We start from the raw sequence: 15,485 nt of genomic DNA on the forward strand, positions 1-15,485 counted from the left end.
CCTTAGCTCAGGCGCAGGCGACTGGCGCCCACCAGCCAGCTGTAAATCAGATAAAGCACCACGGTCGCCAACAGCAGCAGCCCACCGAGTGCGGTCGCCATGCCCCAGTTGATGCTGGTGTTGGTGTAGAAGGCGACGAAGTAGCTGACCATCTGATCGTTCGGGCTGCCCAGCAAAGCCGGGGTGATGTAGTAGCCGATGGCGAGGATGAACACCAACAGACAACCCGCGCCGACACCGGCATAGGTCTGCGGGAAGTACACCCGCCAAAAGCTGGCGAACGGATGACAGCCGAGAGAAATAGCCGCACGCATGTAGGTCGGCGAGATGCCTTTCATCACGCTGTAAATCGGCAGGATCATGAACGGCAGCAGGATGTGAACCATGGAGATGTAAACCCCGGTGCGGTTGAACACCAATTCCAGTGGTTTATCGATGATGCCCATCGCCATCAAACCACTGTTGATCAGCCCACCCGATTGCAACAACACAATCCATGCTGCGACCCGTACCAGAATCGAGGTCCAGAACGGTAGTAACACCAGGATCATCAACAGGTTGCTTTGGCGGGCTGGCAGATTCGCCAGCAAATAGGCCAGCGGATACGCCAAAAACAGGCAGATCACGGTAATGACCAAGCCCATCCAGAACGTGCGAGCGAAGATGTCGAGGTAAATCGACTGATCGGGCGTTGCCGGGGCAACTTCACCGAGGTCGTCGATGCGGTGATCGACCGCCGCCAGCAAGTAGTAAGGCGTAATGCTGCTGGTGTTACGGCGCACGGCTTGCCAGTAGGCAGGATCGCCCCAGCGCTCATCGAGACTTTCAAGCGCTTCTTTATACGAGGCCGGTTCGGTGGCGAACGGCAAGGCCCGGGCCGTTTTAGTCAACAGGCTGCGGTAGCCGGCCAATTCCATGTTCAGGCGCTTGGACAGATCGCCCAAAGTCTGGTTTTTGCGGGCATCAGCGAGGTCTTCGCTGGCCGCTTTATAAACCGGTTCAGCCGGTAGGCCGCGGCCGTCCCAACTGGCGATCGCCGTTACGGTGCGCGGCATGCCGCCGACCACTTCCGGGTTACCGACACTTTTGCAGAGCAGCGCCACGATCGGCACCAGAAACACCAGTAACAAAAACAGCACCAGTGGCGCGATCAAGGCCTGGGCCTTCCAGCGGTTGACCCGCTCGGCGCGCTTGAGCCGCTGCTTCAAGGTGAGGCTGCTACCCGCGTTAAGGGGAATGGCGATAGCCATGGCGTACTCCGGAAATCTTTGATCGTTACAGAGGTGGCAAACGCCACCTCGAACTTTGGGTACTGATCGCTCCCACGTGCTGCTGGGAGCGATCAGCCCTCTACCACAGGGTTTGCTTATTTCGCAGCCCAGGAGTTGAAACGCTGCTCCAGTTGCTCGCCGTTATCAGCCCAGAAGCTGACGTCGATCTGCACTTGGTTGGCGATGTTTTCCGGAGTGGTCGGCATGTCTTTCAAGACATCCTTGGCCAGCAGCGGTACGGCTTGGGTGTTGGCCGGGCCGTAGGCGATGTTTTCCGAGTAGGTCTTCTGCTGCTGCGGCATGACCGAGTAAGCGATGAATTTCTTCGCCGCTTCGGCACGGGCTTTATCCAGACCTTTGGGGATTGCCCAGGCGTCGAAGTCGTAGATGCCGCCGTTCCATACCACTTTCAAATTGCTTTCTTTCTGTACCGCAGCGATGCGGCCGTTGTAGGCCGAGCTCATGACCACGTCACCGGAAGCGAGGTATTGCGGCGGCTGTGCGCCAGCTTCCCACCACTGGATACTCGGCTTGAGTTCGTCAAGTTTCTTGAACGCGCGGTCCTGGCCATCTTTACCCGCCAGTACTTTGTAAACGTCTTTCGGCGCAACGCCGTCAGCCATCAGTGCGAATTCCAGGGTGTACTTGGCGCCTTTACGCAGGCCACGCTTGCCAGGGAATTTCTTGGTGTCCCAGAAATCCGCCCAACTGGTCGGTGCGGAAGCCAATTTGTCGGCGTTGTACGCCAACACCGTCGACCACACGAAGAAGCCCACGCCGCATGGCTGGATAGCGCCTTTGACGTAATCTTCGGACTTGCCGAACAACTTCGGATCAAGCTGCTCGAACATGTCTTCATCGCAACCACGGGACAGTTCTGGCGATTCAACTTCTACCAAGTCCCAGGAAACGCTCTTGGTGTCGACCATGGCTTTGACCTTGGCCATCTCGCCGTTGTACTCGCCAGCCACGATCTTGCCATTGCCTGCCGCTTCCCACGGTGCATAGAAGGCTTTGACTTGCGCCGCCTTGTTCGCCCCGCCAAAGGACACCACGGTCAGGTCCGGACCCGCCGCCATCGCGTGTGCCGCACCCATCATGCCCATGACCAGGGCGGTGAATTTCAGGGATCTCAACATTTATTGTTCTCTCCACGTGCAGGGTTGGTTGAAGCAGGGGGCGATCAGTTCGCCTCTAGAAGGGGGTCGAGCGCGCGAACGTGTTCGACCTGCCAGCCAAGCGGAACCACGTCGCCAACGGCGAGCGCAGGGTCTAGCTCGGCAATCGGTTGTTTCACGAAGAAGTCGGTCTTGCCGCAGACTTCCAGGCGAACCCGGACGTGGTCGCCCAGATAGATGAATTCCGCCACCCTCCCTGAGAAGCGGTTGACGCAGGACTCACTCGAACCATTAAGGCTCACGCGTTCCGGGCGAATCGACAACGTGACGGGCTCGCCGGTCTTGCCGACGTTGACCGCCAGGGCTTCAACTTTTTCACCGCGCCCAAGCTCGACAATACAACGGTCGCCGGTCTGGCTGTGCAAGCGGCCATTGAGACGGTTGTTCTCACCGATGAAGTTGGCGACGAAGGTGTTTTTTGGTTCTTCATAGAGCGTCCGCGGCGGCGCGATCTGCTGGATCTCACCCTGATGGAACACCGCGACACGGTCAGACATGGTCAGGGCTTCGCCCTGGTCGTGGGTCACATAGACCACGGTTACGCCGAGACGCTGGTGCAGGTGTTTGATCTCCATCTGCATGTGTTCGCGCAGTTGCTTGTCGAGCGCGCCGAGGGGTTCGTCCATCAGCACTAACTGCGGCTCGAACACCAGCGCACGGGCGAGTGCCACACGCTGCTGCTGACCACCGGACAGTTGCGCCGGGTAGCGCTGGGCGAAGGCATCGAGCTGAACCATGCTCAGCACGCGCTTGACCCGGTCACTGACGTCGCTCTTGTTCAGACCGCGCACGGTCAGCGGGAACGCCAGGTTCTCGGCCACCGTCATGTGCGGAAACAGGGCGTAGTTCTGAAACACCATGCCGATGTCACGCTTGTGCGGGGGCACATTATTGATGGAGCGACCGGCCAGCAGGATTTCGCCGGCGGTCGGGGTTTCGAAACCGGCGAGCATCATCAGACTGGTGGTCTTGCCCGAGCCAGAAGGCCCGAGCAAGGTGAGGAATTCGCCTTTGCGAATGTCCAGGTTGAGGTCTTTGACGATCAGGTTCTCGCCGTCGTAGCTCTTTTGCACACCACGAAAGCTGACCAGAATGTCACTGGCCCCAGCGCTTGAATCGACCTCGCTCATACCCACACCTTTGTTGTTGATGACTGCTGTGGGCTAAGACTAGTGGCTGCTCGCCGTCACGCAAATCGGGGCGCAGGAGAGAATCGCCTCAGCCGGATGGAAGGTTGGGGGTAGGGATTGCCCTACAAGCATGGCGGGATTGGATAGGTACAGCGAAACGCGCTTCGCTGCACGCCTCAAGACAAGGCAAAAGGCTGGGCACAGGCATGTCGCAAATAGATCGACCGAGTGAATAGCGCGGGTATGAAGCGTTTGAGGCAGAGGCGATAAATAATTACCACCCAGGCACAAGGACAAGGCGATACATCTAGCAATCCCACTACGGGGTTAAAGAAAAAGGAATTTCATGACCACCACTACCGACTCGACGCCGCTGCTCTCTCTACCAGCGCAAGCCGTTAACGCTCAATTCGCCTCACGCCCCACGCTGGATAGCGTGGCCCAGCAAACACTTGTCGACGCCCTCTACGAAAAATACCCGACATTGCAGATCGACCTCTCCCGCACCAAGCTGGCGACGCCCGATACCAGCGGTGGATGGACGCTACGCCCGCTGATGGAGATCGTGCTCGACTACTTGGCCAATGGCACCGAACCCGACTTCTCGGATCGTGACTCGCGGCAGTGCTTCCTCAGCGATGTCACCCCAAAACGCCTCAAACTGCCCGACCCTATCAATCGCTCCCCAGACATGATGCTGATCGAAACGTGGATCAAAGCGTTGCGCTGGAGCTTGCCCATCAGCCTGCAAGACAGCCTCGCCACTTACTGGGGAGGTGACACCGATACCGGCGTCACTCGCTGGCACTGGATCAGCGACGTGCTGATGGACTGCCTGAGAACGGGTGCCATCAACCAGGACGGGCTCGATGACCTTGAGCGCGAGACAGTCGACCAACTCGTTAGCTATCCGAATAAGGAGGAACGGCAACGCTTGTTTGGTGAACGTGCCGTCCATGCGTTTTGTCCGGAGATCGTATTCAACAGCTCGGTACCGACCCGTCACCTGTTGCAGACGGAACTCCTGCTAGTCCACTCGACCCCTGGGCGAAACGTGGTGTTGCTGTGCAAACCGAGTGGCGCTTGCGAGCGCTTTGCCTCGGTAGACGCCTTTACTCAGGGCTGGGGCCAACGAGTGGCCAAGCGCTACGTGGTTGAGCAGGTCACTGTCAGTCGCTATGAACCTGACGGCAACATCTTCGATAACCAGGCGGCGGCCATACTGAATCAGCAGCTGGAAAACCTGCAAGCGCTCCAATTACCCGCCAGTCAGGGGCTCGAAACATTGCGAGCGCTGCACCGGGAGATCACCGCCCCGGAGCACTATTTTCTGGACTCGGTCCAGGCATCATCCCAAGTATTGACGAGGGTACTCAGCCAACTGCCCGAATGGTTACAACGGGCATCTGCCGCTGACCGAATGGCCTATCGGCAATACAGCCTGGTTCTGGCGAGCGCCAAAAAGCGCCGCAGTGGGCGCATGTTCCTCAGCGGTATTACGGACATCCACACCTACACCACTGCCGCCCTGTGGGCACAACTGAAACTCGATGAAATCAAGTTCGACAACGTCACACCCGAACAGTCGAAAGCCAGGCAATTCCATCCTGAAGATCTACAACTGACCTTTACGGTGGCCGCGGGATACCCAGGAGGGGCTGGGATCATCGAAAAAATCCCCATGAGTCTGACGGATCTGGCGATCAAGAACCTGGCCAGCCAGCCCCAAGGTCTGCTGACCCTCAAGCACCGTCATTCGTTGCCATTGCCTGCCTGGTTGACCCCTGAATACGTCAAGGGAAGCGCAGGCCTGATAGAACAGGTGGACATCGGTAGAACCTATCCTGAAATGCTCAAACTCCATTTACTCGGCGACGCTCAACAAGTGCGTGAGAGGGAGGAATCGTTCGCGGAGCAAACCGCGGCGCAATTACCGTTAATGGCTCTGGAACTGAAGCTCAAGAACGAGCTTGGGTTTACGGAACAGGGCGCACGCTACGTTCGCGTGCTGATGAGCAATACGGCGCAAGAGCGCAGTGTCGGGGGTCAGGCAGTGGTGATTCGCCCGCTGGCCCTGGTCCGCAAACCCGGAGCGGCACCTGATGTAGTCGCCAACATGTTTATCATCGAAGCGCACAACAGTCAGATCGGGCCTCACGTCCTTTATCGCCAGTTGTACGCCCAACCCTTGCAAGAATTCACCACCCGGCAACAGCTAATGGATGCTATTGCCCAACCGGGAGATTTGCAGTCCAGCGTATTGACGTGGCTGTCCGCCAGTGCAAGGCCTATCTACGACAACGGCGGGTTTCAGGAGCCCCATTACCTGCGCTTCGGCGCGGGCAGCGAGTTCGCTCCGCTTGACGCGCCGAAGCCACCCACCCTCGCGACGGAAGGCATAAGTGCCGAGAGGCTGCTGTCACTGTCAAATGGCCGACTGATGCAGTCCCTGTACGGCAGTTATGCCCAGGCGCTCATCAATCAGGCTGATCGTGAGTCGATGTCCACCAGCGAAAGTCGGTGGGCGATATGGCTCTCGGGGGCGGAGCTCTTGTTCAACGCGCTGTTGGTCCCCTATTTACGCGGCCCAGCCATGATGACCAGTTGGTTGCTGACACTCATGAGCAGCCTGAGCCACGATATTCCGGCACTGAGCAGTCAAGACACGGTCACTCAAGAGCTGGCGCTGGTAGACCTGTTGCTCAACGTAGGGATGCTGTTGTTACACCCGTTCGACCCGACCACAAGAACGACTCGTCCCCTGAGCGAAAGCGTCAAACAGCGAGCACTACAACCGCCTGCGCCCTACCGCACTACCGGCCAATGGCCCGTACCCGCGCCTGCCAAGGTGCGCGAAGGTGTGGTGGTGCTTGATAGCGAGGCACTGGGCTCAAATAACACGGTGTTCGATTTCAGCTTTTCCAGTCCGCGCATCGTGCTGACGCCAAGTCAGCGTACCCGACTGACACGCCTGCAGGTTCGTAAACCCGAACCACTGCCACCGCCCATCTCGAACGGACCTCGAAAAGGTCTGTATGTGTACCAAAACAAATGGTACGTACAAATTGATGCCCACTGGTATCGCGCCGACATCGAGCTGGACGGCAGCGTAGTCATCGTGTCCCCCTCCTCCGAGCATCAACCGGGGCCTGCGGTGCAATCGGATGGCAACGGCAATTGGTCTCTGGACTTGAAGCTGCGCCTGCGTGGAGGCGTGCCACCTTCACGCATTGCTGCCGAACGACAGCGCAAGGCAGACAGAAAAAAACGCCTGACGGATGAGTACGAACAACTGCTGATGGGGCAGGCGGAAGTCCAAAAAAAAATCGACGGCGCAGAGTGGGTCATGAACAACGCAGCGCGAGAGCCCAAATACAGCGACGCCATACGCGCCAGTACGCGCAAGGCCTTCGACGCCGCTCTGCGAGCGCAGACCGACGGCTACACACAGGTGCTGGATACGCTCAAGGAGCGCAGCGAACTGCAGATCCCGCTAACGGCGCAGAAGGTCGCGATCCTGATGCAAAACACCATCAACAACGCACGCAAGTCGGTGGTAATAGCCGATATGGACCGACAAGCACTCTATGCGGCAAATAGCGAATTTTCGGGGAAAAGTAGTGCGTTCATTCCCACACTCATTGCCCAAAAAACCCGTTTTGGCCTATTCATGAAACAGATATCCAGCATCAATGAGCGACAAATACACGCGCTGGAACTCAAGGATCGTTACCTGTTAGATCTGTTTAATCTTGGCAATCCGGGCCCCGAAGTATTTGATCAACTGACCCGGGGCCGACCGGACGAGGTCAGTGCAATAGCCGTGAAGCACCTGCAATTACACAGTTTGAAGTTCTCAAGCATCAAAGATTTTGCGGCCGCAGGGACCCATGAAATGGTTATCATTTTCGAGCCACTCCAGGCTCAGGTACTGACCCACAGCGAACTGAATAAGCTCGATCTTGCACCCGCGGATCGACTGGAGGTTCTGGAAAGCCTCTGCGAACAATACGGCCACGTCCTGGATGCCATGCAAGGCATCGCGATTGTTCATGCCGATGCCCTGGAGATGGAGTATTTCAGCCGCACGCAAAAACTGCTCGAAGAGCTATACGCGGATGTCACGCAGCAACTGGCAGCCGAGGTCAAGCCCACGCCACAAACGGCGAAACGACCGCCCAAGCACGCGCTGGTGTCTGCCGGAAAACCGCAAAAGAAAGTGATCAAAACCCGCAAGCAGGGCACGTTGATTGGTGAACTGAAACCGGCCGGCACCCACCTGCCGATTGACGTCGTTGAACTACGGTCCGAACAAAACGATGACCTGTTAGTCACCTATTCTCGCCATGGGGAGCTATGGGATGAGGTCCGGGACGTTAAGAGCCCGCCACTATCACCGACAGTACCGGGCACACGGGCAATTAACATCGTCAAAGGTGAAGCGCGCAAACACCTGGCAGAACTCGATCAAATACTGGTTCGTGAGGAGCGCTATTCGAAAGTCTCCCGTTACCCGGCAGAGGTGCAGGAGAGCTTGCAGCACGAAGCTGTTCGCTTTACCGACTTTGCCTCTGAGCTCGACCGTGCGATACAGGCGCAACCCGAGGATTCGCGTTTGCCTGCCGACCGACTCCTGCTGGAAGAACTGACCGCAGCGGCCACCACACTGAATGGCAAAGGCCAGGAACTGCGCCTTCAACGAGCGCGGGAATTACCGCCCACTCACTCCAATCTTAGCTACTTACTCCAGGAGCGGAATGTACAAGTGGCCAGGCTTGGCGAGCGGGTTGCGATGCGTGGCGAGCGCAATGACTTTATTCAGGAGTACGCCGTCAACGACAGACAAGGCCATCCGCTGTGGTACGCCCACTTTCACTACGCCAAGGCCGACACACCGCAACAGGATTATTCAGTCGCGCACCTGAAAACCGTGCCACAACGAAAAGAGAGCTACTACTCAATACTGGCCAAGGCGCAGCCCGCGCAAAGCGTTGTCGATGTACATCGGGGGATTATCGGTAAAGAACTGGCGCAGCGCTGGTTCCTTTCGCTGGCAACCTGACCGCTAAGGCAAGGCGAAAGCCCCATGGACAGAGCCTTGCTCCCGCCGGTGGTGGGGGCAGGCTTTAAAGGAGTTTGTGCTCCATCGCGTACTTCACCAGTTCAGCCAGCGAGGTGATGTTGAGCTTCTGCATCAGCCGCGCTTTGTGGGTGCTGATGGTTTTGCTACTCAGGGCCAATTGCTGGGCAATGTCGTTAACGTTGGCGCCTTGGGCCAGGCGTTCAAACACCGAGAACTCACGTTCCGACAGCAAGGAGTGCAAGGGGCGGGAGTCAGTCAGGCCAACTTCGAAAACCATGCGGTCAGCCAGGTCCGGATCGATGTAGCGCCCGCCCGCGGCAACTTTGCGGATGGCCGTCAACAGCAGCGCCGGATCGCTGTCCTTGGTGGCATACCCGGCGGCCCCGACTTTTAACGCACGGGCTGCCATTTGCGCTTCGTCGTGCATCGACAGCACCAGAATTGCCGGCGGATTATTCAGCGCGCGAATCCGTGGAATCGCCTCCAGACCGTTGACGCCGGGCATCGAGATGTCCAGCAACACCACCTCGCAAGGCACGTGACGCAAGGTCTCGAGCAACTGCTCGCCATTGCTCGCTTCGCCGACCACCAGCAGATCCTTGGCCAAGCCAATCAACTGCTTGATGCCTTCACGGACGATGGTGTGGTCTTCGGCTACCAGTACACGGATCACAGACTTCTCCAGATTCAAGATCATTCGCGAGCAAAACCATCAAGCCTCATCCAACGGCACACGCACACTCAAGGTCGTTCCCTCCCCCGGCACACTATCAAGAGACAACTGCCCCCCCATGATCAACACCCGCTCACGCATGCCCACCACACCAAAGGAAGTCGGCCTACCCGTTGCAGCGACAAATCCTACGCCATCATCGCTGACGGTCAGACACAACTCGTTGCCCTCCAGCACCAGCGTCAGCTCGACAGTATGCGCCTGGGCATGCCGCATGACATTGGTCAGCGCCTCCTGAAGTATCCGGAACAAGCCAACAGCCTTGGCATCGCTCAGCGCCGGTAAATTATCAGGCACCTGCACCAGGCACGGAATCTGCGTGCGAGCCTCGAAACGCCGGGCCTGCCATTCGATGGCCGACGCGATCCCTGCGTCGAGAATCGGCGGTCGTAGCGCTGTGGCCACATCGCGCACCAACTGAAACAGCTGAGCGATCAGCCGCTTCATGCTGTTCAAGCGTTCGTTCAGGCCGGGATCGAGTTGGGCGTAGGCCAGTTCGCACATGGACGTTTCGAGTTTCAAGACAGTCAACATCTGCCCCAATTCGTCATGAACCTCCCTCGCAATCCGCGCCTTTTCTTCTTCCCGCACACTCTCCAGATGCGCGGACAGTTCACGCAATTGCCCCCGAGAGCTGGCCAGTTCCAGTTCGATGCCTTTGCTTTCGCTGATGTCCCAGACGATCCCGTCCCAGACATACGCGCCGTCATCCAGTCGCCGGGTAATGGCCTTGATCTCGGCCCAGCGCTGCTCGCCCTGACGGGTGAGAATCCGACCTTGCCACGACCAGTCGCTGTCAGTGTCCAGAGCATGGTCCTGGGTTTGGTGATAACTGGCCTTGTCGTCCGGATGCACCAGACTGCGCAGGCCTTTGTCGCGATGGGCCAGGGTCGCCGGCGAGTACCCCACCAGGCTCTCGCTGCCCTCGCTGATGTAGGCAAAATCTATCTGCCCTGTCACCGGTGCCCGCTCCAGCCGAAAGACCAAGCCAGGAACGTTGGCAGCAATCCCTTGCAGCCGCGCCTCACTTTCCTGCAGTGCGGCCAACGCACGACGACGCTCGGTAACGTCGTTGAGGTAAACCACCAGGTATTCGCCATCGCGAAAGCGCAGGAAGCTCAACGAAACATCCGTCGGCAGGATGCTGCCATCCGCTCGTAGACAATAGGTTTCGAAACTTTGCGGCCCCTCCTCACTTGATCGCGCGCGCTTCCACAGACTCAGCCAGCGATCCATGTGCAGGCCGGGCTCGAAGTCGATCAAGGGTCGGTCGATGATTGCGCCCGCCGGGTAGCCGAGCATGACTTCAGCGGCGCGGTTGGCGTAGCGCACATGGCTGTCCCAATTGACCCACAGAATGCCAACGGTACTTTGATCGATGGAGAACTGCGTGAGGCGCAAGGCTTCTTCGCCGGCAGCGCGCAAGGCGATGTCCTCCCGCGCCGCGAGCAGCCGCTGCTCCAGACTGTGTTGCTGACGCCGTTGCCAGAACACAATGGCCAGACTGCTTAGCGTCAACACCGCGAACAACAGGCTGAGGTTCTGCCAGAACCCAGGCGATTCAGACAGCCGTGGGTATTTCGGTTGTAGCCATTGATTGTGCAGTTGCTCCAAATCCTTGGCCGGAATCGCACGCAGCGCACTTTCGACGACGCCTGCCAGCTCCGGCCAGTCTCGGCGTGAGGCCACGCGCAGCAATTGCGGCAGACCGATGTCGCCCACGACGGAGAGGCCGGCAAACTCCGGCTCAGCAGACAAACGCCCCAGTTGTGCTTCATCGACCACCGCATAACCGGCCTGCTGGCTCAATAGCAGTTGCAGGGCCTGGCGTTCAATCGGCACGCCTTGCAAGTTCAGGTGAGGATAATTGCTGCGTAAATAATCGGCCGTCGCACCAGGCATGCGCACGGCGACCCGCGTCTGGCTGTCGAGCTTTTCCAACTCCACCACCCCGGTACCCTTCTGCTCGCTGACCACCAGTTGTGGCACCCGCATATAAGGGTCGGAAAACTGCCAAAGCCGCAGCCCCCCTGGGGTCTGGGTCAACCCTGGGGCGATGTCGATTTCTCCTTCGCGCGCGGCCGCCTCCAGTTGGTCCAGATCGGGAAAGTTGCGCCAGCTAAGCTCAACATTGAGGGCCTTGGCCAACCATTTCATCAGCTCGACGTTTACCCCGGACAAGCGCTGCAAGCGTCGGTCGTATTGAGCATACGGCGCCTGCAAGACCAAGCCGACGCGCAGTTCATCATGCTGAGCCAGCCATTGCTGCTGAGCCGCCGACAGCTGTGCAACGTGTGCGGGCGGCGCGGAGGCCGCCCAGCCCATCAAGGGAAACCATAAACAGCCGATAAACCACAGGCAGCGAAAACGCTTCATCGAACTCTCACACACTGACAAATACTGACCAACCCTTTAGGCTGCCGGAATAACTTCTGGCCTGGAATATCCGATGCCCCCTGTCTACCGCCTGGCACTGCCAGCCTTGTGCCTGTCGCTGATCCTGCCATGCGCCATGTCTGTCGAAGCCGCTGATCCTGCGCCCGCCGCTGCGCAAACACCGGCAGCAGCAAAACCAGTCGAACGCCAGCCGCTGCTTGAGCGTAGTCAGGAAGAAGCCACTGCACTTGAGCGAACAATCCCTGCCCAGGAACAGCAACAGCTTCAGGCCGGGGCTGAAACCTTTCTGGCCCTTTGGAAATCCGCCAATACCGCCGATCCCAAAGGCGCGGTGATTATCATACCGGGGGCCGGTGAAACCGTTGACTGGCCGCAAGCTATTGGCCCTTTACGCAGCAAATTACCCGATGCCAAGTGGAGCAGCCTGAGTATCACCTTGCCCGATCTGCAAAGCGATGCCATTGCGCCACGGATTGTCGTCGCAGCGCCAGCCCCCAAAGCGGCTAATACCGGGAGCAAGGACTCGACCACCGCACCGCCTATCGAACAAGTGGCCGGCGGAGAAGCCGAAGTGGCGGACAAGGCCATCGCTGAAACCACCGAAGAACAGGCCAAGGCTGACGCGGAGCGAATCTTCGCCCGCCTGGATGCGGCGCTGGCTTTTGCCGCACAGCAAGGTGCCCGCAGCATTGTGGTGCTGGGACATGGCACTGGGGCTTACTGGGCAGCACGTTATTTGAGCGAGAAACAGCCTTCGCAGGTGGAGAAGTTCGTCATGGTCGCGGCGCAGACGCCAGTAAAGGCGAAACCCGAGCTGGCCGAACTGACGCCAACGCTTAAGTTGCCAACCATCGATCTTTTCTACATGGATAAACCGCTGGATCGCAACGCGGCACTGGAGCGTTTGCAAGCCAGTAAACGCCTGAAGACTTCGGCGTTCAGCCAAGTATCGCTGAAGGCGCTGCCGGGCAATCCCCATGCAGAACAAGAGCAACTCTTGCGCCGGGTCCGGGGCTGGTTGAATCCGCAGCCTGTGGCGAATTGATCAACCAGCTGCACGCTCCCACCGCGAGCGTGCTCGCGATGAGGGGACTCACGGCGATGCGCTTCTGCCCTGCTAGCGAAAATCGCGGCGCTGACGAATCAGCTTATAGGCGTTATGCAGCTCGCGAGTTTTGTCAGTAGCCTCGCGAACCTGCAACGCTGTGGCCCCCGTGCCAGCAATCTTGTCCGGATGATGACGGCTGAGCAGGCGCCGATAAGCGCGCTTGATCTGCTCAGGTTCAGTGGTGGCCGACACGCCCAGGATCCGCAAGGCATCCTGATAACTACCGCCGCCATAAGCCAGCGGGCGTTTCTGCGGCTCATAGTCGTTTGCCAGTGCCTGCACTTGCTGTGGCGTCCAACCCAGCCATCTACCCCATTGCGCCAGCAACTCACGCTCACGGCTGCCTGCCCGACCATCGGCCCAGACCATCCGCCAACACGCTCGCAAGATGCCTTCAGTGGCGTGGGGTTGTGAACTCAAACGTCGCAAGTAACTGCGCACGCGGTCATGACCCGACTTGCCACGATTGAACGCCGCAATCGCACGACGCTGCGCCGACTCGCTCATGTCCAGAGAGCGCATCTCCTGACGAGCCTGCTGGATGTGCCCTTGCACCACCCGCCCGTCACTCTTCGCCAACCGGCCGAGCAACACGAACAACAGTTCGTCGTTGCGCAGCACTGGACGACCGCCGAGTTTTTCACGCAAATGCCCCCAACTCTGCAAGTGCAGACGCCGGTCCAGCGCCTGTCCTAACAAAGCGCCGAGCATGGCCCCCGGAATGCTGGCTATGGCAAAGCCCGCTCCGGCTCCGATCAGAGTCCCTGGCCACAACATGTCAGCGTCTCGCTTCTATCAGAGTTTCAACTTCAGCCAGGCGCTCGTGAGTGCCGACATCCACCCATTGGCCGCGCAGACGTTCACCGCTCACTTGCCCGTCGACCATCGCCTTGCGAAACAACGGCGCCAGCTTGAACGCGCCATCGCTGCAACCGTCGAACAACTGCGGATGGAGTACCGCGATGCCGCTGTAGGTCAGCGTCTGCGCATCTGGCTGACCGTCGCGCACGCGGCCATCGACCAGGCTGAAATCCCCGGAGGGGTGATGGGCCGGGTTATCCACCAGCACCAGATGCGCCAGACCGGTAATCGGTTGGTGCAGCACGCTGAAGTCGTAGTCAGTCCAGATGTCACCGTTGACCACCAAAAACGCATCGTCACCCAATAAGGGCAGTGCTCGATAAATGCCACCACCGGTTTCCAGCGGCTCACCTTCAGCCGAATACTGAATTCTGACGCCAAAGCGAGAACCATCGCCCAGGTAGTCCTCGATCTGCTGACCGAGCCAGGCATGGTTGATCACAATGTCCGTGAACCCGACCGCGGCCAGCGCTCTGAGGTGATATTCGATCAAAGGCACTTTGCCCACACGCACCAGCGGTTTTGGCGTGGTCAAGGTCAGCGGACGCATGCGCTCGCCTTTACCTGCGGCCAGAATCATTGCCTTCATACACGAACTCCGGCGGGCTGACGCAGGCTCGCCAGCAACACATCCAACTGTGCGAGTTCAGGACGACGGGCAATTACTGCTTCTATATAAGCAAAGAAGCGCGGTACGTCGGCCAGATAGCGCGGTTTTCCATCGCGGTGGCAGATGCGGGCGAAGATGCCGATCACTTTCAGATGACGCTGCACGCCCATCAGGTCGCTGGCACGCAGGAAGTCTTCAAAGTCTGGCTGCACCGGAATGCCGAGGGCTCCAGCCTGCTGCCAATAATCCGCCAGCCAGCCATGAACACGCTCTTCAGGCCAACTGAGAAAGGCGTCCTTAAACAGGCACGTCACGTCATACGTCACCGGACCATAGACCGCGTCCTGAAAATCCAGCACGCCCGGATTAGGCTCGCTGAGCATCAGGTTGCGAGGCATATAGTCGCGGTGGACCAGAACCTTGGGCTGAGCCAGGGCGCTGTCGATCAGTAAATCGCTAACCTGCTGCCAAAGCATTTGCTGTGCCGAGTCGAACTCAATGCCCAACTCATGCTTCACGTACCACTCGGGAAACAACGCCAACTCGCGACGCAACAGCGCCTCGTCATAACTTGGCAGGGGGGCAACACTCGGCAACTGCTGAAAAGCTAACAGTGCCTGCAGGGCATACGTGAATAAATCATCGGCGTTTTCGCCGTTGATCACGTCCAGATAAGTCTTGTTGCCCAGGTCATTGAGCAAAAGAAATCCACGTTCAAGGTCCTCTGCATAAATTTTCGGCACATTTATTCCGGATTTCGCCAGCAGAAAAGCGATATCCACGAACGGTTTGCAGTTTTCCTGAGGCGGTGGAGCGTCCATCACGACGAAACTTCTACCCTCACCCTCCCACCGAAAATAACGCCGAAAACTGGCGTCACTACTGGCCGCAGTCAACGTGGCCGGGGGCACGGGGCCCCAGCGCTGATCTTTAAAGAGGATAGCCAACTGTTCATCGAGCCAAACTTTCAGGTGTTGCAAGCGTACATCTTGATCAGGCATTGCAAGGGTCTCCGACGGCGCTAGCCGTCAAGCGGGTCATGCTTTATTATCCAGCATCTTTTTCAGACCATCGAGAGGCGTGCGGCCCACACCGCGGGCAGATGGCACGCAGG

Annotated in this window: 10 protein-coding genes; 2 read left to right on the forward strand and 8 right to left on the reverse strand. The window is 58.6% G+C overall.

The features are described 5' to 3' along the window. Positions 1–2: 2 nt before the first annotated feature. The 3 genes from RHM68_RS22840 to RHM68_RS22850 form a co-directional block, all read right to left on the reverse strand. Positions 3–1,250, reverse strand: coding sequence for an ABC transporter permease (locus RHM68_RS22840; protein WP_322219227.1), 1,248 nt, complete (start codon positions 1,248–1,250; stop codon positions 3–5). A gap of 116 nt (positions 1,251–1,366) precedes the next feature. Then, a complete protein-coding gene (locus RHM68_RS22845) occupies positions 1,367–2,410 on the reverse strand; it encodes an ABC transporter substrate-binding protein (RefSeq protein ID WP_322219228.1) in 1,044 nt (347 codons plus the stop codon). Between the two features lie 44 nt (positions 2,411–2,454). Further along, positions 2,455–3,579 carry an ABC transporter ATP-binding protein gene (locus RHM68_RS22850; RefSeq protein WP_322219229.1) on the reverse strand — a complete coding sequence of 375 codons (1,125 nt, stop codon included), beginning with the start codon at positions 3,577–3,579 and terminating at the stop codon, positions 2,455–2,457. Positions 3,580–3,925: 346 nt separating this feature from the next. On the opposite strand from RHM68_RS22850, the gene RHM68_RS22855 reads away from it, so the two are divergent. Then, positions 3,926–8,641 carry a dermonecrotic toxin domain-containing protein gene (locus tag RHM68_RS22855; RefSeq protein WP_322219230.1) on the forward strand — a complete coding sequence of 1,572 codons (4,716 nt, stop codon included), beginning with the start codon at positions 3,926–3,928 and terminating at the stop codon, positions 8,639–8,641. Positions 8,642–8,705: 64 nt separating this feature from the next. Here RHM68_RS22855 and RHM68_RS22860 read toward each other — a convergent pair whose 3' ends face one another. Together RHM68_RS22860 and RHM68_RS22865 are read right to left on the reverse strand one after the other, a co-directional pair. Further along, entirely contained in the window at positions 8,706–9,359 is a 654-nt protein-coding gene (locus RHM68_RS22860; protein ID WP_322219231.1) for a response regulator transcription factor, read from the reverse strand. A 15-nt stretch (positions 9,360–9,374) separates the two neighbouring features. After that, positions 9,375–11,771 (reverse strand): PAS domain S-box protein, encoded by a 2,397-nt coding sequence (locus tag RHM68_RS22865; RefSeq protein WP_322219232.1) that lies wholly within the window; start codon positions 11,769–11,771, stop codon positions 9,375–9,377. Positions 11,772–11,844: 73 nt separating this feature from the next. On the opposite strand from RHM68_RS22865, the gene RHM68_RS22870 reads away from it, so the two are divergent. After that, positions 11,845–12,837 carry an alpha/beta hydrolase family protein gene (locus RHM68_RS22870; RefSeq protein WP_322219233.1) on the forward strand — a complete coding sequence of 331 codons (993 nt, stop codon included), beginning with the start codon at positions 11,845–11,847 and terminating at the stop codon, positions 12,835–12,837. 72 nt (positions 12,838–12,909) lie between these two features. On the opposite strand, the gene RHM68_RS22875 is transcribed toward RHM68_RS22870, so the two are convergent. Genes RHM68_RS22875 through RHM68_RS22885 form a run of 3 tightly spaced genes read right to left on the reverse strand, consistent with a single transcriptional unit; the run spans position 12,910 to position 15,372 of the window. Next, complete coding sequence (locus tag RHM68_RS22875) at positions 12,910–13,677, reverse strand: TerB family tellurite resistance protein (RefSeq protein ID WP_322219234.1); 768 nt, start codon at positions 13,675–13,677, stop codon at positions 12,910–12,912. A gap of 1 nt (position 13,678) precedes the next feature. Beyond that, positions 13,679–14,350: an N-acetylmuramate alpha-1-phosphate uridylyltransferase MurU gene (murU, locus tag RHM68_RS22880; RefSeq protein WP_322219235.1), complete on the reverse strand. Its 672-nt coding sequence runs from the start codon at positions 14,348–14,350 to the stop codon at positions 13,679–13,681. Further along, entirely contained in the window at positions 14,347–15,372 is a 1,026-nt protein-coding gene (locus RHM68_RS22885; protein WP_322219236.1) for an aminoglycoside phosphotransferase family protein, read from the reverse strand. The genes murU and RHM68_RS22885 overlap by 4 nt, the downstream gene beginning before the upstream one ends. Positions 15,373–15,485 lie beyond the last annotated feature (113 nt).

The organism is Pseudomonas sp. DC1.2, assembly GCF_034351645.1.
In the GTDB taxonomy this organism is placed as follows: Bacteria; Pseudomonadota; Gammaproteobacteria; order Pseudomonadales; family Pseudomonadaceae; genus Aquipseudomonas.

What these genes read in the sequence shown, in the direction of transcription:
- RHM68_RS22840 (WP_322219227.1), bottom strand. Translation starts at nt 1,250, where the DNA reads ATGGCTATCGCCATTCCCCTTAACGCGGGTAGCAGCCTCACCTTGAAG.
- RHM68_RS22845 (WP_322219228.1), bottom strand. Translation starts at nt 2,410, where the DNA reads ATGTTGAGATCCCTGAAATTCACCGCCCTGGTCATGGGCATGATGGGT.
- RHM68_RS22850 (WP_322219229.1), bottom strand. Translation starts at nt 3,579, where the DNA reads ATGAGCGAGGTCGATTCAAGCGCTGGGGCCAGTGACATTCTGGTCAGC.
- RHM68_RS22855 (WP_322219230.1), top strand. Translation starts at nt 3,926, where the DNA reads ATGACCACCACTACCGACTCGACGCCGCTGCTCTCTCTACCAGCGCAA.
- RHM68_RS22860 (WP_322219231.1), bottom strand. Translation starts at nt 9,359, where the DNA reads ATGATCTTGAATCTGGAGAAGTCTGTGATCCGTGTACTGGTAGCCGAA.
- RHM68_RS22865 (WP_322219232.1), bottom strand. Translation starts at nt 11,771, where the DNA reads ATGAAGCGTTTTCGCTGCCTGTGGTTTATCGGCTGTTTATGGTTTCCC.
- RHM68_RS22870 (WP_322219233.1), top strand. Translation starts at nt 11,845, where the DNA reads ATGCCCCCTGTCTACCGCCTGGCACTGCCAGCCTTGTGCCTGTCGCTG.
- RHM68_RS22875 (WP_322219234.1), bottom strand. Translation starts at nt 13,677, where the DNA reads ATGTTGTGGCCAGGGACTCTGATCGGAGCCGGAGCGGGCTTTGCCATA.
- murU (WP_322219235.1), bottom strand. Translation starts at nt 14,350, where the DNA reads ATGAAGGCAATGATTCTGGCCGCAGGTAAAGGCGAGCGCATGCGTCCG.
- RHM68_RS22885 (WP_322219236.1), bottom strand. Translation starts at nt 15,372, where the DNA reads ATGCCTGATCAAGATGTACGCTTGCAACACCTGAAAGTTTGGCTCGAT.